Below are 21,238 nucleotides of genomic sequence, written 5' to 3' on the forward strand. Positions count from 1 at the left end.
CCGCTAACGGTTTGGCGCTTGGCGAAGAAGCGGATTTCGGAGCTCAAAACTGTCAGCCAGCACTGAACTTGATACGAAGTACAAAGCTTCATTTAAGCAGTGAACCCGCTTTTTTGCCAAACGCCTGTTATCGGTTCGGCATTCTTTTCGGTCGTCTGATTTCATTCGCTTCTCAGTTTAGCGTAAATGTCCAAACTTATAAATTTTCCGTTTTTAATTTCACAGTCTCGCATTGTTCCTTCGTGCTTGAAGTCAAGTTTTTTCATTGCGTTTTTACAGTTCAAATTGTCTGTTTCAACAAGCCCTTCAATTCTATGTAGTCCTAAGTTGTCAAAACCGTAATTGCAAATTACTGGCATTACTTCTGTCATTACACCTTGTCCCCAAAACTCTTTCAAAAGCCAAAAACCGATTTCTGCTTTTTTGTGTTCTTTGCTTAAACTGTTTAGCCCGCCTGCACCGTAAAATGTTTTGTTGTCTAATGAGCATACTGCCCACCAAATACCTGTCCCTTCTTTTTCTAAGTCTGAAAAAAAACGCATTTGAGCTTTGGTGTCTTCAAGCGTTTTATAACTAACTCCGTAATATTTAATAATTTCAGGGTCTGAAAGTCCTTTGTAAACATTTTCTATATCACTATCAACAAATTGCCTTAGTAAAAGTCTATCTATCCTTATAATTGGAAAGTCTGCAACTGTCATTTTTTAAATCTTTATTGTTTCATTTTATGTTGCCCCCTACGATTAGGATATGCGCTGGATGCATTTCACTACTATATAGCCGGAAAACGAAAGTTAACCGTTTAAAGGTTCATACGAAACCTCTTAAGTTTTGCATTTGCAAATACATTGTTGAGAAATAGTTGTTATTCTGTATAATGAGCAAACATTTTGTTTACTTTCCCATTTTGGTCAAAAAACATCACTTCAATTGCTTTTTTATTCATTACTGACTTATAGTATATAGCAATGGAATTAACACCATAGGTTACATCATACAACTCAAAGTGAAGGCTGGGTATTTTATCCAGTGCTCTTTTCCAATAATTTGCCACATTTTCCTTTCCTTTTAAAATGTCCGTATCACTACCGGTGGCTAATTTAATCATAGGGGTTGTAATTTCAATATCCTCAGAATAGTGCGATAGTATTTCTTCGAGGTTATGTGAATTCCAGGAATTGATCCACTCTTTAGCAAAATTTTGTGTGCTCATATTTATTCTTGTTTGATTGTCAATTTTATTTTCTGCTTTTCCAGCGTAAATAACCCCAAAATATTGCCTTTGCATTAATGCATGCCTTAAGCATTTTGCGCTCTGTTTTATGGCAACTCATACATATTTAAAAAAAATCATACAACTTGAATTAATCACTGAATCGACATTTTTCAGGGGCTGGCAAAGGTGCTGTTAATTTTTATAAAGTTTAAATTCTTCAATGTCATGATATCCAAAAATTTCAATTTCTGGATGGTCAATTGCAAGTTTACGAATTTTACCTAGTGTTGTTAATCTCAAATTATTGTCGTCCGCTCGCATTTTAGCTAACTCATTTACTGGGTGCTTCTCATTTGTAAGTTCCACTTTCATATAGTATGCGTCTGCTATATAAAACAGCCAATTGTTATCTGTTTTTAATGCAACACCGCAATGTCCAAGCGTATGCCCAAAGAGAGGAATAAGATAAATTTCAGTTTCAATGTTGGCACTAATTTTTCTTGCTTCAAAACCGAACCAATTGACATCTGATTTCTGGTACGTCTTAATGGTTGGCATATGTGCCAAAGGGAGTTCCAAATATCTTGGATTGTTTGAATGGAAATTGTTTAATTCTTCCTCACTAACGTGAACCGTCGCTGAGGGAAAATCTGCTAATCCACCAATGTGATCATTGTCTAAATGTGAGATGATACAGTCTGTTACGTTTTTAGGGTCTAGCCCTAATTCTTCTATTTGCCGCACCGCAGTTTGATTTTCGTCAAAACGATAACCTACAAGCTCAATTAATTGTTGCCCAATTCTTTCAGATGGGTTTAGGGTATCTAATAGTCCAATACCCGTGTCAATAAGAATAAGCCTTCCATTTTCATTTACTAACAAACAATGTCCGCAAACATTATCGTTAATTGGTGAAATAATTTTTACGCAGTTTAAATGATGTATTTCTTTCATAATTATTTTTGGACTGTTTTTTCTCTATTTAACAAGGTCAATTACAGCTCTTTTTCAAAACAAATGCTACTTTCAATATTTTCATATTGTCCATAATTCTTGATGATTTTGTAACCACTCTTTTTATATAAGCCAATTGCTTCAAGCATTTTGTCGCCCGTTTCTAACACACATTTTTTATAACCTAATTCCTTTGCCCAACTTTCCAAATCATTTAAAACTGCAACAGCTACACCTTTTCCTCGCATCTCAATTGTTACATACATTCTTTTTATTTCCATTGTCGAATTGTCAAATTCTTTCATTGCACCACAACCAACTGGTAAATAGTCATTCAAAGCAACAACTACGTTTTTAATAAGGTCAGTTTTATTATACTGTGCAAAAAAGTCATTTGTATCTCCATTCTTCTTTGCCAGATCTTTGTCAAGTTCTAATACTAAGTTTTGAAAATTTTTGTTTTCTGAATTTGTTCTGATTAATGTTAACATATTGTATTATTAATGTATGGATACTTAAAATTTGCTTTCAAATCAATTATGCCTACAAAATTGATTTCTATGAATCCTTTCTTATTATGCTGACCGATAACGGTTTGCGGCTTTGTGAAGTGCGGACTTTGAATATCAAGTAGTTATATAATCTCTACACCAAGCAAAAAGCCTTTTTTCTTTTGCTAAAATACAAAAATTTGTAAAAGAAAAAAGCTTTTTGCGAATAATTTCTCAAAACTTTCAACGCAAGAGCCTGACCTCCGCATTTCACAAAACCGTCTGTTGGCAGAAGTGGTTACTTTGGTGTCCTGTCTGGATTGTTATAACCATTAATGCCAATGAATTTTATTTTTTCAATTTTCATATTGTTGAAAAATTGCTCGAACTGTAAATTCCATTTTCCTTGGTATTGCAAGACCATATTTACAAGGGACTGAGGGACTTCATTCTCAAAAGTTATCCAAACTATAGGTAGCTGATAAGATTGATCAGAAGCAACTTCTCTCAAATCTATATTAGTGAACCATAAACTGATTGTATAAATCTTTTCGGTTGAACTATTTCGTGGATAATAACTTACCCTATTTATCATAATATTTTCAGTATTCAGTTTATTCAAAAACAGGCTGAAATCTTGATGGATATAGTTAGATTTTACCGCTGCGACAGCATTTAATTTTGGTGAAATTGTATTGTAAAAATTAATATAGTCATTTACGGTTTGTGCTTTAACAGCTGAGAAAGCAAATAAACTGATAAATATAAGTGCTAAGTGTATGTTTTTTGTTTTCATTTCTTTATAATTTTATGGACATTTTGTTACTTTTAAACCTGTTTTTAGCTGGTTGCCACCTGCGGCATCTTTTATTTTCTCAATGGTTACATTAAGTTTCTTTAAATTGCCCGAATTATCCATTTTAGCCAAAGAGATGCCTGTATCAAGTTTTTCCAAAATATATGCCATAGCTAAAGCTTTCGGGTCATATTCAGTAGAGGTACTGTTATCAACAATGCCACTTGTAGCAAAGTCATACGCTTTATAATAATCTAATCCAACTTCACTTTGTTCAAGAAAAGAATGTTTAACAGAATCTATGTTTTTGGTTTTAGGATATTTAGATAGAAAGTCAATTGCTAATGCTTTGTCTGTTATTACCAATGCATAAATTTCTAACGAACCTAGAGGAGAGGTTCCAAAGACAAATCTTGTATTGAATTTTGGATAATTAATTAAATTTTCTAAAAATGAATAGAAATCTTCAGCAGATGGCGATCCATAATAATTATTACTATGTGAGTGCCCGTCGGCTGTATAATCACCAATAGGAGTTGGAACAGTTCCGTTGGATACATTTCCTTCTTTTGGAGATGTAACATTATATGAGCCGTCAGTATTCTGTCCTATACCAATAGCCCATTCATTTGGTTCTGCTATTTTGTTAGATAGTTCATTTGTCATATTGGTTTTGACCTTTTGGTCTTTCAATATATTATTTGCTTTATTGATACCATTTTTTGCTTTAGAACATTCATCATTACCTATTAAATCTATATTCGGTGTTGTTGGTAAGCCTACAAAACAACCGTTTTCATCTGTAATTGCTGTTGATGGTGTTGGCGATGTTGGTACTTGCACACAAGGTTCTGGAGCAGGGCAATCAGGACAAGGAAAAGCACCTCCACCTGTGTTTCCATTATTTCCTATACCATTATGTCCATTATTTTCATTTACATCCTGAATATAATCACAATGATATGTCATTGTCCAATGCCAACCTGGCTTACTATCAGCAACACATTCATTCCATTTGTCTTGGTTCCACATACCATGTACACCATCGCTACATTCAGTTACAAAAGCTCCTGTATCAACCCAACCACAATCCAACATTCCAGATTTTGATAAAAGAGCATTTGAAAAATTTCCATTGATAATTTTCGTTATTTGCTTCTTATTTTTAGTATCTACAAACTTTCCTTCTAATATTTTCTTTTTCTCATTCTCTGAAAGATTATATACTACATATAATTCAAGATATTTACCATCAGAAAGTGGCGACAGTACAATGTTTTCCACTGGATCATTTGGTTTGGCATTTGTTCTTTTTACCTTAAAGGTATAAGTATGAAAATTAGTTCCGTTTTCCATCATGATAATATCATCTGTATCAACAATTATGCTATCTCCAAAATTAACACTTTTTTGAGAGTTGTATCCATTGTTCAGATTTTTATTAAGTTCAGAAAGTAATGGGGTTAATCTCTGTCGGTGAGGGCTTTCTTTTAAAGAAATTCTTTTAGTAGTAAGAGAAGAAGTGTTGTTTTTCTTCACAATTTGTTCGTTTACGAAATCCGTTCGGCACGAGACTAAAAAGCCTAAAAGAACGGATAGATAAACGAAAATTTTCAGTTTTTTGTTTTTCATCATAATCAACAATTTTTTTAAGTTAGAATTTTATTTAATTGTTGACTACTTTGGATTCCCGTTTTCAGACCATTTCTGCCAACGGTTTGCGGCTTTGTGAAGTGCGGACTTTGATTATCAAGTACTTATACAATCTCTACACTAAGCAAAAAGCCATTTTCTTTTGCTAAAATACAAAAATTTGTAAAAGAAAAAGGCTTTTTGCGAATAATTTCTCGGGAATTTCAACGCAAGAGACCAATCTCCGCATTTCACAAAACCGTCTGTTGGCAGAAGTGGTTTCTTATGGTACTTTAGTCATAATTATATTGCTTGGAATACTAAAAAGAGGTTGCCCATTGTAAGCTGGATTATTATGAGGGTTTCCAAAACCTCCTGTTTCTCTAGAGAAATATAAACTAAATTTTATTTTTGGTGGTTCAGTTAAAGATAATGGCTGTAATTCAATCATACAGTCAGGATAGAAATACTCTCCGCCTTTGTGTAATGTAAATGGTTCTAAAAAACCAAATGTTGGTCTGTTCACTTCAATTGTTAATCTTCCATAATCTGTTACAGAGCCTTTTAACTCCACACCGTCATAAGTTCTGAACGATGGATAATCTGGTAAAGGTGACTCGAAAACTAAATTATTATTTTCAAATTTTTTATACTGAATTGAAATTCTATCCTTGTACACATTTAGGTTTAACTTAGGTGCAATGTCATGATATTTGACAAACTTGGTAAGAATAATCTGAAACTTTTGATTTCCATTGATGTATTCCCAAGTTCCAACAAATCTGTTCAAATAATTATGAACATCTTTTTCATAATATTGCCCAGTTTGATTATAATTTGTTGGTAAAACTACATCGGATGACATATCTACAATTACTTGTGCATTCATAGTAAATGAAATATTAGCGCTTATTAGTATGAGTATATTTTTTATAAAATTTTTCATAATTTTTATTTTATAAGTTACAAGGAGTTTGGTTATAACTGTAATTCCCGTTTCCATTATTTACTAATTCCAATTTTCTCCAATTTCCAAGTGTTGCTTTATCACCTTCAAAAAAATCTATGCCAAGATCCTCATCTTGCATAAATCTTAAAAAACCTGTTACTTGTTCATCATGAGTTGAAGTTGGACGAATGTTGTATTCTTTCGGGTTTTGAAACCAATCTACCATAAATATTTCAACATCATCTTTTGTCCAGTCTTTCATATATTTTTTAATAAATGCTTTCAATTTATCAATATCATTGATTTTCAAGGCGAATAAGCCAATTTTAGTAGGAACCATAACGATGGCCTTTGTTGGCGTATCAGAGCGATATGGATTGTCGATTTTGGTTTCAAGCATTCCATAAAGTAATAATTGATTTAAATCTTCGGGAGTAGGAACACCAATATGTTCGGGGTTATTTTCAAGATGATCATGTGCCGAACCGTAGGTTCTGTATAATAAATCTGTAGAGATTGACTGCAAGTAAGGTTCAAAATTAATATCAACATCATTGTAAGGGCTGCCGCCTTCTAATACTGGCGAAAATTCTTTTGTTTGGTCTGAATCGGTGTGAAACATAAATCCTTTTTCTTTTATTCCTGTTTTTACATTGTTTTTTAATTCCGACATCTTGTTTTGAAAATTAGGCTTTTCTTTCAATTTTTTTAATTGATTACAAGGTGTATTATCAATACCAATATTTGGTGTTGTTGGCAAACCTACAACACAACCATTTTCATCAGTAATTGTAGTTGAAGGTGTTGGCGATGTTGGTACTTGTACACAAGGCTCTGGAGCAGGACAATCTGGACATGAAAAAATACCGCCACCTGTGTTTCCATTATTTCCTCCACCAAACATCCAATCTGTACCAGTACCTCCATTATCTGCAATATTAAAACTTTCACAAACGGTAATGGTGGTGAATATTGGTACAGAAAGTTTAGTAGAATTACAAAATCCAAGATTAGGATCACCAGCTAGTTGTCCGTTTTTATGTTCTCCAGAACCACATTTTGTATAACCAGCAAAAAAAGTATAATCCTCACAATCTTGTAACATCACTTGTGCCAATTGTCCGTTAACAAATGTACCTGGAATAATTTCTACAGTTTTTATTTTGTTTTTAGGAATAATAAATTCGCTGTTTTGGTACTGTTTTTTTTCAATTTCAGTTAGATAGTAAGTTATCCAAAATTCTCTATAAGTCCCATTTGGTAATGGTGAGAGCAATAAATTCTCTATTGGGTCATTAGGCTTAGCATTGGTTCTTTTGACCGCAAAGGTATAAGTGTGATAATTTAGGCTATTTTCGATCATGATAATATTATCAGTATCAATCATTATACTATCACCAAAATTAACATTTTTCCCAGATGTGTTTTCACTGTTTAGATTTTTTTTTAGTTCTGAAAGTATGGGAGTTAATTTTTGTCGGTGAGAACTTTCTTTTAAAGAAATTCTCCTTGAAGCAAGTGAAGAAGTATTATTACTCTTCACGATTTGTTCGTTTACGAAATCTGTTCGGCACGAGACTAAGAAGCCTAGTAGAACAGTCAGATAAACGAAAATTTTCAGTTTTTTGTTTTTCATCATAGTCAACAATTTTTTTGTGTTAGAATTTTTTAAATTGTTGACTACTTTGGATTCTCGTTTTTAGACCATTTCTGCCAACGGTTTGCGGCTTTGTGAAGTGCGGACTTTGATTATCAAGTATTTATGCAATCTCAACACCAAGCAAAAAGCCATTTTTCTTTTGCTAAAATACAAAAATTAGGAAAAGGAAAGGGCTTTTTGCGAATAATTTCTCAAAAATTTCAACGCAAGAGCCTGACCTCCGCATTTCACAAAACCGTCTGTTGTCCGTAGTATTTTCAATTCGAGGGCGAATTTAACTGGGTTAAATTCAGTTCGAGAAGTTGAAAATCAAGGACGACAAAGAGAAAAGAAGCGTGTTTCCAAAGAATTTCAGATTGATAATTTTCGCCAAGTCACTTCAATTTTTCACGACAAATTTAGGATTTCTCAGCCCAATATTTGAAAATCAACAGGATAATTTTCAGCATGAATTTCAGCTCAATTTTTAAAATTTTCACGCAGAAATTATTCGGCATAAAATTTAGAAATCAGAAGGGTAGAGGTCAATAAATTTTCAAATTTGCAAAATCTTCAATTTGATAACGCTCCTCAAATATTACGGACAACGGTTCGCGGCTTTGTGAAGTGCGGGCTTTGATTATCAAGTACTTATGCAATCTCAACACCAAGCAAAAAGCCATTTTTCTTTTGCTAAAATACAAAAATTAGGAAAAGAAAAAGGCTTTTTGCGAATAATTTATCAAAAATTTCAACGCAAGAGCCCAGCCTCCGCATTTCACAAAACCGTCTGTTGTCCGTAGTATTTTCAATTCGAGGGCGAATTTAACTGGGTTAAATTCAGTTCGAGAAGTTGAAAATCAAGGACGACAAAGAGACAAGAAGCGTGTTTCCAAAGAATTTCCGACTGATAATTTTCGCCAAGTCACTTCAATTTTTCACGCACACAGATTCAGGAATTCTCAACCCAATATTTGAAAATCAACAGGATAATTTTCGGCAAGATATTCAGCTTAATTTTTCAAATTTTCACGCAGAAATTATTCGGCATAAAATTTAGAAATCAGCAGGGTATAGGTCAAAAAATGTTCAAATTTGCAAAATCTTCGATTTGATAACGCTCTTCAAATATTACGGACAACGGTTTGGGTATTGCCGAAGGCGGGGATTTTTAGCACAAAAGTTCAATCGAAGAACGAATGTTGAACCTTGCACAAATGTCCAATCGAAGCCGTTCAGCCCCGCTTTTGGCAATACCTTGTTAGCCACAGTTATTCTTTTATAAAGTCTTTGTATTTGTTGATATAGTTTGTCAATTTATTTATGTTGTCCGTATGTAATTTAATTTTATGATTATGCTGTTTTTGTTCTTCAAGCGATTTGGTTAAGCTTTCATTAAATTCCAAATACTCATCTTTGTACTGTTTATCAAAATCAGCCTTTAGTTTTATTCGTTCTGTTTGATAGAATTTTTGCTTTTCTACAAGTTCATTGTGTTTAATTAAGAATACATTGTAGTCACTTTGTGCCTTTTTAAGCTCTTCTTTTTGAAAATTTAAAGCAGAATATACATTTGGAATAAACCGTTTATTAATCAAAATTAGTCTGTCAATATATTCGTTTGTCGGAACAATTTGACTGTATTCAATAATCTTGGTTATAAAGTCCAAAGCACCAATGATTTTTTCAGTTCTAAAATCAATTAGTTCATATCCTTTTATGTCAACTCTATGTCTAATGATTTTATCGGTTTCAACATTAACTTGGTTCTCGTCAACAAAATCAAACTCACTTTCACTGTAAAAATTCTCTAATCCATTTACTAAAAATTCGCATTCTGCAATAATGTACTTTTCTATAAATTCTTTTTCATTTGTGAGAGACAAATTTGCTGCATTTTTGGTAAATTCAATAGCATTATTCCAATAAGTATTTTCAATTTTTGTTTTGTAGTATCTTAATCTGTCTCTATCATCAAGAACGGCAATTCTACTTCTAAAACTTCTTGTGTATCTTATAACTTCTGAAAAATTTGAATATCTGTAATCAATCCATTCTGAAAATGGTGTTATTTGAATATTTTTGAATGTCAATAATGAATAAAAGTAACTTACACTACCATAACCAAAATTAGTTTTAACCTGCTGTTTTAGATTATCTGTTATTCTATATTCTGGATTAGACCAACCACTAATTCTATGAGAATAAACGAGCATATTAGGAACTTTTTTGGCTTTTTCATAAGCAAATTCAATATTGAAAACTTTGAACCACAAAGTAATCCTTTCAAAAATTTGATTTTTTAAATCGTCTATATTCTTGCCAAGATTAAAATCCTTTTCTTCTTTTACTGCTATTTTCTCGTTTGTATAAATTAGGTCTCTTTTGGTTAAAATATCTTTTATTCCTTCTTCGATATTTACAATTACACTTTGATAAGCTTTGTCTAATTCTTTACAATAATTGAAAATTTTGTTCGGTAGTTTAGGTTTTAATGTGGTGCTAAGAAATAATGTTATTTGATTGATATTGTCATTTTCCCCTTGGCACAATCCTTTTAAAGTCAGTGTTTCATTTTCAAAGTGATTGTCAATGGTAATTGTTGAAGTTTCAATTAGTCCGTTATTGTCAACTAATAGTAAAAGGAAGTCTTCGTTTATTTTTGGTTCAGACATTTTGCTGTTGTTCTATAATTGTGGCTAACGTTTTGGGTATTGCCGAAGGCGGGGAAATCGAAGCTTTAAGTTTCGATTTTGCACCGAGGCGAGCCAAAACGAATTTTTGTGAGTTAAATTTAAAAATAAAAAACGAATAAAATTCGTTTTTGGCGGAGATAGAAGTACAAACTTTGAATTTACAACTTTCGCCCCGCTTTTGGCAATACCGTGTTAGCGGTAGTAGCATTACTTTAAAATTTAAATTCTAGTAAAAATAAAAGTATCATATATAATACGAATGAAATATAGTCAATCATATTGATTCTTCTTCCTTCTATAATATCAGTCCTAGATCCTCTAGAAGGAGCAACAAATTCTTGATTCTGTACTTTAATGTTTACAAATCGTAGTATTTGGTAGAACACTAATAAAATAGCTATGTTTCTCAATCCTGTCGAGGCGTGTCCATTTATATTTTGTAAACTTGAATCATCTTTTAGATTAAAATAAAATACAAAATGAACAATTGATATTGAAAGCCAGATAAAATATGAACTCAGATTTCTAAGAGAAGCATAATTAAATAGGTAAAGAAACATACTAGTAGAAAATGTGTATCCGAAGAGAATCGCTTTCCTAGCTTCTATTGAATTTGTAAAGTTATAAAAACATAAAACAAACACACTTATTGCTAAGTAGATTGATATTGATAATATGTCATATTTTTTTAAAGGTTCAAAGTAGTAAATGTTTCTTCGCATAGTGAGGGAGCTATTACCGCTAACGGTTTGCGGCTTTGTGAAGTGGCGGATTTTGAAGCATTAACTTTCATTTTAGCACTAAAGTTTATTTGAAAACCAAATGTTCAATTTAGCACTGAACCCGCCATTTTGCCAAACTGCTGTTGTGTGCTGTGCCATCTTCACGGTTGCTATTTTATTAATTTTGTCAAGTTACTTTTTAAATTTTGTTTATCCGATTCTGTTAATTTGTCTGTATAATCTAAAAATTTCAAAGCAAACTTTCTGATTGCATTGTTAAACCATTTTTCGCTATTTCTACTTTCTTCTGATTTGATTATTTCTAACCATTCAGTTGCTAAAAAATCTTGCCAGTCTGTGAGAAGTTTGATTTTGTTATTATTAATTTCTGTTATATTTTCAATTGTCAAAACTTCATTTTCAACTTTTCTATATTTTTTATTCCATTCTAAAAGTGTTTTAAAACCGATTTGAGGTCTTGGACTTCTGTCAGGAAAAGGCAGTTTTTCAGTTATGCTGTTTATGTAGAAACCAGTTGTAACCAATACTTTTTCATTGTCTCGTTTTACAAAAATAACCCATTCAAAAGGAGAGACTTGTTGAACACTTGAACCAGGAATATTATTCTCTTTTGTTGATTTTAATTCAACAGATTCAAAATAAATATTAGTACCGTCTGTGATTTTTAGATATAAATCGGGACTTGTGTAAACTGATTTTTTTGATTCTGTAATTGATTTCTTTTGTTCTACACTTAATTGTTCTGGCAATAATACGTTTATAATTTTATACGATTGTAAATTTTCAATATCTATTGTATGCTCTTCGGAATCAATTTTTACAGATAACTTTTTTAGCTTCACATCTGATAAATCATTGTGTTTAAGTAAAAATTCTTGAAAATACTTTTTCAAGTGTTCGTCTGTGTTGGCTTCTTCCGATTGAAATTTTATTGTTTCAAGACCATTTTTTGTCGTATTTAATTCATTTTCTATCTTGTAGAAATAAATAATTAGAAATGAGTTTAGTAAATTTTGAGTTGTATTCATCTATATTTATTAGTTCTTGTCAAAGTAAAATTCCCAATTTGATTCTATTTTTTTTGCAATGTGATATGCCAAAAGTGGTGGAACTGCATTACCAACTAATTTGTAACCAACCGAAGGACTAACTGCAAATTTTGTGTTTTTTTCATTTTGCGGAATTACAAAATTAAAATCATCTGGAAATGTCTGAATTCTTGCACATTCTCTCAATGTCAAACGTCTTTCTTTTAATCCACTTTTTAATTCTTCAATTTTTCTTCCACCGTTCTCAACAGTTAATCTTCTATATTCAATATTTCCGTGGTGTTCGGAACGGATTGTTGGGGCAAGTTTATCTAATTCAATTTCTTTTTGCCCTTGACAATGTATGCCCATAAACTTTGCTTTTGAGTAATACATTTGAGATAAATCAGTTGTTTCTTCAGGTTCGTTTAAATCCAATAAAACTTCTTTGCTTGGTGTAAACATTTTCATCAAATGCTCAACAGAAGAATAGTGCATTTCTCCGTTTAATCTATGCGTAGGAATTGGATAAGGATTATATTTTTCGGAAATTTCTTTTTTTGAAAGTTCCTCCAGTGCTTCTTTTGTCAAAGCAGATTTTTTAAATCCAATAAAAATAATACGTTCCCTTGATTGTGGAACTCCAAATTGTCCAGCGTGTAGAACTTTTGGGGATAAAACTAAATATCCATCGCCATTAATATTAGAAAAATCGGATTGGATTATATCTTTTACTTCACCTAAATTAGCTAATCCTTTCACGTTTTCGGCAATAAATATTTTTGGTAAAGTAATTTCAATAACTTCTTTCATCCACATATAAAGCTTTCCTCTTGTTTCCTCGGTAGGAATGTATGTATTTATAATATTACCATTATGGTCTTTATGAGAATTAAAACCTTTTCTTTTTCCAGCAACGCTAAAATCTTGACAAGGAAAACCTCCTGTAACTATTTCTACATTTTGAGGAAATATATTTGTATTTCCGTTTTTGTATTCTTTTACAATATCTACAATACTTCCAACTTTGAAAGTTCCGTTTAAGTCGTATCCTCTCTTTTTTGAAAAATAATCATTCCAAGTGATTTTAGCGTGTTCGCTAATATCGTTTGCAAATTTTGTTTCAAAAAAAGTTTCTTTCAAATAGTAATTTATTTCATCTTCTTTTTGAATCCAATCTTTGTGAATAGCTGTGTTTATTGTTGCTTTTGGAATTTTAAAGCCACCTTCAAAACCTATATCCATTCCACCGCAACCTGAAAAAAGTGATAATAAATTCTTTTTCATTTCTTTATAGTTTTTAGATATTTAACTTTAGATTCAGCAACTTTTAAAATTTCTTCTGCGTCATTTTCTTGTAACAAATCGTATGCTACTTTGTCGCTTTGCCAAGCAATAATTAAATCGTTTTGAGGTAAATTATATATTTCTGCAAATTTTAAGACCTGTTCTCTTGATGGTTTTCGTTCTCCTTTTTCAAATTTACTAATAATGGACTGGTCAATACTCGTCAAAGCAGAAACCTCACGAAGTAACAAATTTTGTTCTTCACGTCTTGATTTAATTATTTCTCCAAATGTTTTCATTAGACATTATTCGTTTAGACAAAATTAGTCTAATTATTTTAATTGTAAAAATATTTTCAATTTTTCTTCGTTTAGTTTGTCGGTAGCGGTTGTCAAGGTATAGCACACAACGGTTTGCGGCTTTGTGAAGTGCGGACTTTGATTATCAAGTACTTATGCAATCTCAACGCCAAGCAAAAAGCCATTTTTCTTTTGCTAAAATACAAAAATTAGGAAAAGAAAAAGGCTTTTTGCGAATAATTTCTCAAAAATGTCAACGCAAGAGCCTGACCTCCGCATTTCACAAAACCGTCTGTTGTCCGTAGTATTTTCAATTCGAGGGCGAATTTAACTGGGTTAAATTCAGTTCGAGAAGTTGAAAATCAAGGACGACAAAGAGAAAAGAAGCGTGTTTCCAAAGAATTTCAGATTGATAATTTTCGCCAAGTCACTTCAATTTTTCACGACAAATTTAGGATTTCTCAGCCCAATATTTGAAAATCAACAGGATAATTTTCAGCAAGATATTCAGCACAATTTTTCGAAAATCAACAGGATAATTTTCAGCATGAATTTCAGCTCAATTTTTAAAATTTTCACGCAGAAATTATTCGGCATAAAATTTAGAAATCAGAAGGGTAGAGGTCAATAAATTTTCAAATTTGCAAAATCTTCAATTTGATAACGCTCCTCAAATATTACGGACAACGGTTTGCGGCTTTGTGAAGTGCGGACTTTGATTATCAAGTACTTATACAATTTCTACACCAAGCAAAAAGCCATTTTCCTTTTGCTAAAATACAAAAATTAGGAAAAGAAAAAGGCTTTTTGCGAATAATTTCTCAAAAATTTCAACGCAAGAGCCTGACCTCCGCATTTCACAAAACCGTCTGTTGTCTGCAGCCATACTTTTTTATTCGTCATTGAGTCTGTTTTCAATATCCATGCTTTGGTGTAGAACTCTAATAATTTCTACTTCATTTTGCTTTTTGTTCACTTTGTAGAAAATGAAATGTGATTTTATTCGACTTCTCAAGTATCCTTTTCTTACATCACTATAATCCTTTCCAGAATTTGGGTTTTCAGCAATGTATTCAACTTCGTCCATTATCAAATCAAAATAGCGGTCAGCTTGTTTGAGCGACCAATTCTCAAAAGTGTAAAGCCAAATTTTCTCAATGTCATTCTTTGCTTCAACGCTTATTTTGTAATTCATTTTTCAGCAAGATGTTTTTGATGAAGTTCTTTTCGGAAGTTTTCTCTGTTAAATTCTTTAACGAAGCCTGATTTTTCTCCTTTTTTCAGTTCGTTTATCAATTCCGTTTTTTTAGATTCTTCAAATTCAAACATTCTTAATGCTGTTCGTACAACTTCACTTGCCGAAGTGAATTTTCCACTTTTAATTTGTTGGTTTATGAAGTTGTCAAAATAGTCGCCCAACAAAATCGATGTATTTTTAGCCATAACTTTTAATTTGATTCAAATATACCAAGTATTGGTATAAAATCAAAATTTTTATTTGGAGTTCTGCTCTGAAATGGTTGCAGACAACGTTTGGCAACTTGCCGAAGGCGGGGCTTTCGGAGCACCATCTGTCAAGCTACCACTAATGTTTATTCGGAGCCGAAAAGTTTCTGCCACCACGAACGCCCCGCTTTTGGCAAGGTGCTGTTATAGCCAGTGCTTTCTGTCAGCTCTGATAGTTTTAATGTCTTGGTTGGAACGCCATTTATTTTTATGTATTCGTCTTTAAACGGTAATGTCGATTTTAAGGCAATCCATCCAAAACCTATTTGTCTGTTTATTTTATATTCATTCTGTATTGGAATTTGTCCGATTACTTCAATGTCTACGTTGTGATTCTTAAATAGTATTGCGGAAAAGCCACCAATTTGAGGCTGGTCAACCCACTCTTTATGCATTTCTGTTCCTTTGAAACTTATTTCATTAACACGCTTCACATATACATCTGCAACTTTAAAATCTTCAATGCTTGGTTTGTCTAACTTGTCTATTGTTGTTATTGCAATATAATTTGTCCCAACTTCAGTTTCTTGTTCGTCAGTCAGAACGAATGCCCCACCGTAATTTCCATTATCCATTTTATAAACTAGACAGTCTCCTTTTTTGAAAATGGAATTGTATAATTTCTTCTTAGTCCGTTTTCTTGGTTTGTCTTTTTCAGTTTGAAGTTTGGATAGGAACTTGTTTAGAACTTTTTCTCTTGTCTTTAAGTCCGTAGGTGATGCATCTAATTCTTTCCAAATTCTGATGTCTTCCCCGCTATTGATGATATGCTCAACCTTTAATAATACCTCTTTTTCAAGTGCTTTGCATTCCCATTGTGCATTTGCAATAGCAAACCAAAAGTTTGGTGCATCTTCTTCAATATTTATTGTCTCCTGGTTTTCGTCAATAAGTCTTTTTGTAATTTCCGATACTGAAAGTCCATCATTATACAAGTCAAAAAATTGCTCGTATATGTCAGCATACGTGTCGTTTGAACTTATTCCTGTTCCCCAAGCTCCCATTTTAGTTATTCTTTCTTTTTATTGATGTCGTCACTTAGCATTGGCTATAACGGTTCGCGGCTTTGTGAAGTGCGGGCTTTGATTATCAAGTACTTATGCAATCTCTACACCAAGCAAAAAGCCATTTTTCTTTTGCTAAAATACAAAAATTAGGAAAAGAAAAAGGCTTTTTGCGAATAATTTCTCAAAAATTTCAACGCAAGAGCCTGACCTCCGCATTTCACAAAACCGTCTGTTGTCCGTAGTATTTTCAATTCGAGGGCGAATTTAACTGGGTTAAATTCAGTTCGAGAAGTTGAAAATCAAGGACGACAAGAAGAAAAGGAGCGTATTTCCAAAGAATTTCAGATTGATAATTTTCGCCAAGTTAATTTAAATTTTTCACGCACACAAATTCAGGATTCCTCAGCCCGATATTTTAATAATCAGCGCTGTTAAAACGGAATATTTTTCACTATGATATTCAGCACAATTTCCAAAAATCAACAGGATAATTTTCAGCATGAATTTCAGCACAATTTTTAAAATTTTCACGCAGAAATTATTCGACATAAAATTTAGAAATCAGCAGAGTAGAGGTCAAAAAAACATTCAAATTTGCAAAATCTTCAATTTGATAACGCTCCTCAAATATTACGGACAACGATTTGCGGCTTGGCGATGTGGCGGGTTTTCAGTACAAAAGTTCAATAGAATTCCTACTGTTGAGCCTTGCACAAATGTTTCATAGAAGCACTTCAGCCGCCATATTGCCAAACCGATGTTATATGCCGTTTTTCTTTTCGTCATCTCAGTTGTCTTTTTAATTTCAGTTTAATGTCGTCATAAATTAGTCCTATGAGAAGCAATAAACCCGCAAATGCTAATACATAAAGATTAATTGTCGAATAAAAAATTCCGCCAAGAAGTCCACCAAAAAAGAAAAAGCTAATAATTGTCAAACGTAATTTTATAGATGAATAGAGTTTGTCTTTTTGTTCCTTTAACTTATAAAAGAATAGTTGAGATAGTTCAATTCCCAAGTCTGTAAAAAGTCCTGTCAAATGTGTTGTCCGCACAGTTGCATTTGAAATTGTTGTTACCAATGAATTTTGTAAACCCATTGCAAAAAGTAAGGAATATGCTAAAATATTCGGTGCTTTTGAAATTATTTCTTGTCCAAATATTGCAACCGATATTAAAATCAAACTTTCTGCAACAACTGGAATTCTATAAATTAGCCTGTCGTTTATTTTAGACGTAAGTTCAATAGAAAAGCTCGAAAAGAACGAACCCAAAAAGAAAAACAAAATGTAAAGAAAGTAATTTAGTCCTTCCCAAAAATTTTGTTTAAAAACTTCGTCCACAAAAAAGGCAAAATGTCCTGTTACGTTTGTTGTCAATTTTTGAACTGCCAAAAATCCAGCAACATTTACAACACCTGCAACAAAAGACAACAAAGAAGCAATTCTCAAATTGTGTGTTAATGTTCTTGTCTTTCCTTTGTGTCTAAACATATCTTTTTTGGTCAATTTGTTCGGGTCGTTCGGTTTTCTAAAATGGCATATAACGGTTTGCGGCTTTGTGAAGTGCGGACTTTGATTATCAAGTATTTATGCAATCTCAACACCAAGCAAAAAGCCATTTTTCTTTTGCTAAAATACAAAAATTAGGAAAAGGAAAGGGCTTTTTGCGAATAATTTCTCAAAAATTTCAACGCAAGAGCCTGACCTCCGCATTTCACAAAACCGTCTGTTGTCCGTAGTATTTTCAATTCGAGGGCGAATTTAACTGGGTTAAATTCAGTTCGAGAAGTTGAAAATCAAGGACGACAAAGAGAAAAGAAGCGTATTTCCAAAGAAATTCCGACTGATAATTTTCGCCAAGTTAATTTCAATTTTTCAGACAGATATTCAGGATTCCTCAACCCAATATTTTAAAAATCAGCACGGTCAAAACGGATTTATTTTCAGCATGAGATTCAGTACAATTTTCAAAAATAAATAGGATAATTTTCAGCATGAATTTCAGCTCAATTTTTAAAATTTTCACGCAGAAATTATTCGGCATAAAATTTAGAAATCAGAAGGGTAGAGGTCAATAAATTTTCAAATTTGCAAAATCTTCAATTTGATAACGCTCCTCAAATATTACGGACAACGTTTCGGGGCTTTGCGATGGTGGGGCAATCGAAGCGAAAATCTTCAATTTTGCACAAAGGTTGAACCGAAGAACTGCCGTTGAACTTTGCAGTTTCGCCCCACTATCGCAAAACCCTTGTTATGCGACGTTACTTTTTCTCTGATTCAAAACGAGATTCAATAAGTTCCATTTGTGTAACAACTTCGGATGGTTTAGATTTTTCTATTTTATGAATTTTTTTGGAAAATATTAGCGAAATTATTGCTCCTAAAATACAAAGTCCAAATATTATCCAAACAATATATTTATAAGTGTCATTTTTAAAATCCGTTGCGAATATTGAAATTAAACAAGATATTCCAGCACCCAAGAGTAAATATCCTATTGTGTATAATTCATTGATTTCAATTTTGATATTTTTCACTTTTTCTTTAAGAAATTCCCACTCTTTTACACTTATAACGTAAGCTTTACCTTTTTGGTGCGGAATTATTTCATATTCTTGTGAAATGTTAAAGTTACTTTGATTGCTCATTTTCTGCATTTTTAGGTTTTTCTATAGCTCCTGACATCAAAGCATTTACAAATATTGAATTTCCACAATTAGTACAGGTTACGGGAATTATTGGAATTATAGGACCATTTCCTAACACTAAATTTCCGCCGTGAAATTCTCTAAGTTCATAAACTGTGTCTGATACATTCCAATTGTTGGTGCCACACATTGGACAAGGTTTATTTCCCCATTTTTGGTTTAAATGAGAAATAAACTTATCAGTGTTCATTTTTTTTTCTTCCATTTATTTTTTTTAAAGAGTTTTCTTGTATGTAATGTCGCATAACGGAAAAAGTATTGGCGAAGGACGGGCTACCTTGCAGACAATTTCAAAGTAAAACCGAACCTGAGCAAAATGCTTTTTCAGATTTCTAAATTACGTAAAAAAGAAATATGAAAAGCATTTTTGCGGATATTTTTAACTGAATTCTCAAAGACAAAATTCGACCCGTCTTTTGCCAATACCCTGTTATCTGTAGTCGCAATTAATGGGTTACAATATCATCTCTCTTTAATTCCTCACCTTTATATTTTTCAAAATTAACAGGAATTGATTTTCTACCTGATTCTGTAGGTATAAATGTATTAAAATGTAGATGTTCACCATCTATAAATCCTGATAAACCAATTAAGCCAATTGGTTTATTTTTACTTATTTTATCTCCAATTTTTACTAAAATTTTATTCTTTTGTAAATGTACATATTGAGAATAAATGCCAGTTTCATCATTATAGGTAGTGACAAAATTCGCAAATTTTTCAAATGACTTATCATTTCCATATTTATTATTAAAATCAACTATTCCAACAATGTAACCGTCATCAGCGGCATACACTGTATCACCTACTTTCATTGCAAAATCTATAGCATATCTTGATTCATTTGTATTATGTGAAAAACTACCATTGTAGGATTGCAAAATCTTATATGATTTACCATTTGAGAAAGGTAGTTGCAGAGTTTTATGGGTAATTTCTTTTTTTACATCTCCTAATTCCACCTTGAACTTCAAATTTTTTTCAGTTAAAGTTGTGTTTTTGATTGCAAAAATAGAGTCTTTTAATTTTTGAATTGTAATCGTATTAAAATTATTTCGTAAAATAGAATCATCTGTATCTAAGCGTACAGTAATTGGTGCAAATAATGAATTTCTGATGTCAAATATGATTGTTTCTTTTGTAATTTCATAATTTAAATATATAGAAGCTTGTTCTTTGTTGACTGTTGAAGTCTCTGTTAAATTATTACTCCTACAACCGATAATTATAAATAATAAAAAATAAAATTTTAAATATTTCATTTTAGCAGTATGTTGGTCATGCGATTACAGATAACGCCTGGCAGCTTGGCCGCAGTGCGGGATTAATGGTTAAACTTTTTCTATTATCACTACAAAAAGCCATTGCTTTTTTATGCAACTAAATTAAGAAAAAAAGTGAAATCAAAAAGCAATGGCGAATAAATGTTTAAAATTTTTCTATGGATAATTTTCCCCGCATTGCGCCAAACTGCTTGTTAGTGGCTGTGCGAATTATACTTCTATTGATATTTTTACTTTTCCGCCTAAACCTTTTTCCACGATGTCAAACAAAGTTTTTAGCGTTAAATTACTTCCATTATTTTCAACTCTTGAGATGTATTCACGCTTTTTATCAATTATTTCAGCAAGAGCAGATTGTGTCAAATGTTTCTCTTCACGGGCTTTTTTCAGCATCAAACCAATTTTAAAAGATTCAAAATCTCTTTCAAGTTCGTCTCTTCTTTCAGTTCCAATTTTTCCGTAAACATCATCTTTTATATTTTTCCAACTTTTAGTTTCCATATTATTTTCTTTTTTGATTATAGTAGTCATTCATTATCTTAGTCGCTTTTTCTATCTCGTTTTTTGGTGTTTTCTGAGTTTTTTTCTGAAAACCATTCATTAAAACGACTAGTTTTTCACCATCAAAGAAGCAAAATACTCTCCAAATATTTGAACCTAATTGTATTCTTGCCTCATATAAACCATCTGTTCCAGTTAAGTGTTTTAGATAATTAGAAGGAACTCGTTCAAGAGTTTCGATAGCTTCAATAATTTTGAATATTTTATCTTGGACTTTTTTTGGTTGTTCCATAAGGAACTCCTCGAAATAATTTTTGAATGCTATGACTTCTCTTACTTTCATTTTACAAATGTAACATAAAAGTTACCAATTTCAAAAAAATAATTGAAACTTTTCTTTCGGGTTGAGTTTTTATCGCATAGCCACTAACGGTTTGCGGCTTTGTGAAGTGCGGGCTTTGATTATCAAGTACTTATGCAATCTCTACACTTAGCAAA

The 21,238-nt window shown here is 32.1% G+C and carries 21 protein-coding genes; all 21 read right to left on the minus strand.

Annotation, left to right across the window (positions count from 1 at the left end; translation table 11 throughout):
• Positions 1 to 161: 161 nt before the first annotated feature.
• Positions 162 to 701: a GNAT family N-acetyltransferase gene (locus H9Q20_RS12075; RefSeq protein ID WP_187477898.1), complete on the minus strand. Its 540-nt coding sequence runs from the start codon at positions 699 to 701 to the stop codon at positions 162 to 164.
• 164 nt (positions 702 to 865) lie between these two features.
• Positions 866 to 1,288, minus strand: a complete 423-nt coding sequence (locus tag H9Q20_RS12080; protein ID WP_013688428.1) for a nuclear transport factor 2 family protein — start codon at positions 1,286 to 1,288, stop codon at positions 866 to 868.
• Positions 1,289 to 1,408: 120 nt separating this feature from the next.
• Complete coding sequence (locus H9Q20_RS12085) at positions 1,409 to 2,170, minus strand: MBL fold metallo-hydrolase (RefSeq protein ID WP_013688429.1); 762 nt, start codon at positions 2,168 to 2,170, stop codon at positions 1,409 to 1,411.
• Between the two features lie 41 nt (positions 2,171 to 2,211).
• Complete coding sequence (locus tag H9Q20_RS12090) at positions 2,212 to 2,661, minus strand: GNAT family N-acetyltransferase (protein WP_013688430.1); 450 nt, start codon at positions 2,659 to 2,661, stop codon at positions 2,212 to 2,214.
• 298 nt (positions 2,662 to 2,959) lie between these two features.
• Complete coding sequence (locus H9Q20_RS12095) at positions 2,960 to 3,457, minus strand: hypothetical protein (protein ID WP_187477899.1); 498 nt, start codon at positions 3,455 to 3,457, stop codon at positions 2,960 to 2,962.
• A 12-nt stretch (positions 3,458 to 3,469) separates the two neighbouring features.
• Positions 3,470 to 5,092 carry a hypothetical protein gene (locus H9Q20_RS12100; RefSeq protein ID WP_187477900.1) on the minus strand — a complete coding sequence of 541 codons (1,623 nt, stop codon included), beginning with the start codon at positions 5,090 to 5,092 and terminating at the stop codon, positions 3,470 to 3,472.
• A 280-nt stretch (positions 5,093 to 5,372) separates the two neighbouring features.
• Positions 5,373 to 6,092 carry a DUF6705 family protein gene (locus H9Q20_RS12105; protein ID WP_222933878.1) on the minus strand — a complete coding sequence of 240 codons (720 nt, stop codon included), beginning with the start codon at positions 6,090 to 6,092 and terminating at the stop codon, positions 5,373 to 5,375.
• Positions 6,046 to 7,677, minus strand: coding sequence for a hypothetical protein (locus H9Q20_RS12110; protein ID WP_187477902.1), 1,632 nt, complete (start codon positions 7,675 to 7,677; stop codon positions 6,046 to 6,048). The genes H9Q20_RS12105 and H9Q20_RS12110 overlap by 47 nt, the downstream gene beginning before the upstream one ends.
• 1,271 nt (positions 7,678 to 8,948) lie before the next feature.
• A complete protein-coding gene (locus H9Q20_RS12115) occupies positions 8,949 to 10,352 on the minus strand; it encodes a hypothetical protein (protein ID WP_187477903.1) in 1,404 nt (467 codons plus the stop codon).
• A gap of 913 nt (positions 10,353 to 11,265) precedes the next feature.
• Positions 11,266 to 12,144: a hypothetical protein gene (locus tag H9Q20_RS12120; protein ID WP_187477904.1), complete on the minus strand. Its 879-nt coding sequence runs from the start codon at positions 12,142 to 12,144 to the stop codon at positions 11,266 to 11,268.
• A gap of 9 nt (positions 12,145 to 12,153) precedes the next feature.
• Positions 12,154 to 13,431 carry a DNA cytosine methyltransferase gene (locus tag H9Q20_RS12125; protein WP_187477905.1) on the minus strand — a complete coding sequence of 426 codons (1,278 nt, stop codon included), beginning with the start codon at positions 13,429 to 13,431 and terminating at the stop codon, positions 12,154 to 12,156.
• Positions 13,428 to 13,730 carry a helix-turn-helix domain-containing protein gene (locus H9Q20_RS12130; RefSeq protein WP_187477906.1) on the minus strand — a complete coding sequence of 101 codons (303 nt, stop codon included), beginning with the start codon at positions 13,728 to 13,730 and terminating at the stop codon, positions 13,428 to 13,430. Before H9Q20_RS12130 ends, H9Q20_RS12125 begins: the two co-directional genes overlap by 4 nt.
• Positions 13,731 to 14,622: 892 nt before the next feature.
• Positions 14,623 to 14,925, minus strand: coding sequence for a type II toxin-antitoxin system RelE/ParE family toxin (locus H9Q20_RS12135; RefSeq protein ID WP_187477907.1), 303 nt, complete (start codon positions 14,923 to 14,925; stop codon positions 14,623 to 14,625).
• The gene (locus tag H9Q20_RS12140) at positions 14,922 to 15,173 is read right to left on the minus strand and encodes a type II toxin-antitoxin system ParD family antitoxin (protein WP_124643243.1); all 252 of its coding nucleotides are present in this window, start codon (positions 15,171 to 15,173) and stop codon (positions 14,922 to 14,924) included. Before H9Q20_RS12140 ends, H9Q20_RS12135 begins: the two co-directional genes overlap by 4 nt.
• 149 nt (positions 15,174 to 15,322) lie before the next feature.
• Positions 15,323 to 16,240: a hypothetical protein gene (locus H9Q20_RS12145; protein WP_124643358.1), complete on the minus strand. Its 918-nt coding sequence runs from the start codon at positions 16,238 to 16,240 to the stop codon at positions 15,323 to 15,325.
• Positions 16,241 to 17,025: 785 nt separating this feature from the next.
• Entirely contained in the window at positions 17,026 to 17,751 is a 726-nt protein-coding gene (locus H9Q20_RS12150) for a YoaK family protein (RefSeq protein WP_316248106.1), read from the minus strand.
• A gap of 758 nt (positions 17,752 to 18,509) precedes the next feature.
• Positions 18,510 to 18,896, minus strand: a complete 387-nt coding sequence (locus H9Q20_RS12155; protein ID WP_187477908.1) for a hypothetical protein — start codon at positions 18,894 to 18,896, stop codon at positions 18,510 to 18,512.
• On the minus strand, positions 18,880 to 19,161 hold the full coding sequence (locus H9Q20_RS12160; RefSeq protein ID WP_187477909.1) for a hypothetical protein: 282 nt from the start codon (positions 19,159 to 19,161) through the stop codon (positions 18,880 to 18,882). The genes H9Q20_RS12155 and H9Q20_RS12160 overlap by 17 nt, the downstream gene beginning before the upstream one ends.
• A gap of 241 nt (positions 19,162 to 19,402) precedes the next feature.
• Positions 19,403 to 20,218, minus strand: coding sequence for a M23 family metallopeptidase (locus tag H9Q20_RS12165; protein WP_124643384.1), 816 nt, complete (start codon positions 20,216 to 20,218; stop codon positions 19,403 to 19,405).
• Positions 20,219 to 20,449: 231 nt separating this feature from the next.
• A complete protein-coding gene (locus H9Q20_RS12170; protein WP_187477910.1) occupies positions 20,450 to 20,740 on the minus strand; it encodes a helix-turn-helix domain-containing protein in 291 nt (96 codons plus the stop codon).
• A gap of 1 nt (position 20,741) precedes the next feature.
• The gene (locus H9Q20_RS12175; protein WP_187477911.1) at positions 20,742 to 21,083 is read right to left on the minus strand and encodes a type II toxin-antitoxin system RelE/ParE family toxin; all 342 of its coding nucleotides are present in this window, start codon (positions 21,081 to 21,083) and stop codon (positions 20,742 to 20,744) included.
• Positions 21,084 to 21,238 lie beyond the last annotated feature (155 nt).

The organism is Amniculibacterium sp. G2-70, from assembly GCF_014353055.1.
Lineage (GTDB): Bacteria > Bacteroidota > Bacteroidia > Flavobacteriales > Weeksellaceae > Amniculibacterium > Amniculibacterium aquaticum.

What these genes read in the sequence shown, in the direction of transcription:
- H9Q20_RS12075 (WP_187477898.1), bottom strand. Translation starts at nt 701, where the DNA reads ATGACAGTTGCAGACTTTCCAATTATAAGGATAGATAGACTTTTACTA.
- H9Q20_RS12080 (WP_013688428.1), bottom strand. Translation starts at nt 1,288, where the DNA reads ATGCAAAGGCAATATTTTGGGGTTATTTACGCTGGAAAAGCAGAAAAT.
- H9Q20_RS12085 (WP_013688429.1), bottom strand. Translation starts at nt 2,170, where the DNA reads ATGAAAGAAATACATCATTTAAACTGCGTAAAAATTATTTCACCAATT.
- H9Q20_RS12090 (WP_013688430.1), bottom strand. Translation starts at nt 2,661, where the DNA reads ATGTTAACATTAATCAGAACAAATTCAGAAAACAAAAATTTTCAAAAC.
- H9Q20_RS12095 (WP_187477899.1), bottom strand. Translation starts at nt 3,457, where the DNA reads ATGAAAACAAAAAACATACACTTAGCACTTATATTTATCAGTTTATTT.
- H9Q20_RS12100 (WP_187477900.1), bottom strand. Translation starts at nt 5,092, where the DNA reads ATGATGAAAAACAAAAAACTGAAAATTTTCGTTTATCTATCCGTTCTT.
- H9Q20_RS12105 (WP_222933878.1), bottom strand. Translation starts at nt 6,092, where the DNA reads ATGGAAACGGGAATTACAGTTATAACCAAACTCCTTGTAACTTATAAA.
- H9Q20_RS12110 (WP_187477902.1), bottom strand. Translation starts at nt 7,677, where the DNA reads ATGATGAAAAACAAAAAACTGAAAATTTTCGTTTATCTGACTGTTCTA.
- H9Q20_RS12115 (WP_187477903.1), bottom strand. Translation starts at nt 10,352, where the DNA reads ATGTCTGAACCAAAAATAAACGAAGACTTCCTTTTACTATTAGTTGAC.
- H9Q20_RS12120 (WP_187477904.1), bottom strand. Translation starts at nt 12,144, where the DNA reads ATGAATACAACTCAAAATTTACTAAACTCATTTCTAATTATTTATTTC.
- H9Q20_RS12125 (WP_187477905.1), bottom strand. Translation starts at nt 13,431, where the DNA reads ATGAAAAAGAATTTATTATCACTTTTTTCAGGTTGCGGTGGAATGGAT.
- H9Q20_RS12130 (WP_187477906.1), bottom strand. Translation starts at nt 13,730, where the DNA reads ATGAAAACATTTGGAGAAATAATTAAATCAAGACGTGAAGAACAAAAT.
- H9Q20_RS12135 (WP_187477907.1), bottom strand. Translation starts at nt 14,925, where the DNA reads ATGAATTACAAAATAAGCGTTGAAGCAAAGAATGACATTGAGAAAATT.
- H9Q20_RS12140 (WP_124643243.1), bottom strand. Translation starts at nt 15,173, where the DNA reads ATGGCTAAAAATACATCGATTTTGTTGGGCGACTATTTTGACAACTTC.
- H9Q20_RS12145 (WP_124643358.1), bottom strand. Translation starts at nt 16,240, where the DNA reads ATGGGAGCTTGGGGAACAGGAATAAGTTCAAACGACACGTATGCTGAC.
- H9Q20_RS12155 (WP_187477908.1), bottom strand. Translation starts at nt 18,896, where the DNA reads ATGAGCAATCAAAGTAACTTTAACATTTCACAAGAATATGAAATAATT.
- H9Q20_RS12160 (WP_187477909.1), bottom strand. Translation starts at nt 19,161, where the DNA reads ATGGAAGAAAAAAAAATGAACACTGATAAGTTTATTTCTCATTTAAAC.
- H9Q20_RS12165 (WP_124643384.1), bottom strand. Translation starts at nt 20,218, where the DNA reads ATGAAATATTTAAAATTTTATTTTTTATTATTTATAATTATCGGTTGT.
- H9Q20_RS12170 (WP_187477910.1), bottom strand. Translation starts at nt 20,740, where the DNA reads ATGGAAACTAAAAGTTGGAAAAATATAAAAGATGATGTTTACGGAAAA.
- H9Q20_RS12175 (WP_187477911.1), bottom strand. Translation starts at nt 21,083, where the DNA reads ATGAAAGTAAGAGAAGTCATAGCATTCAAAAATTATTTCGAGGAGTTC.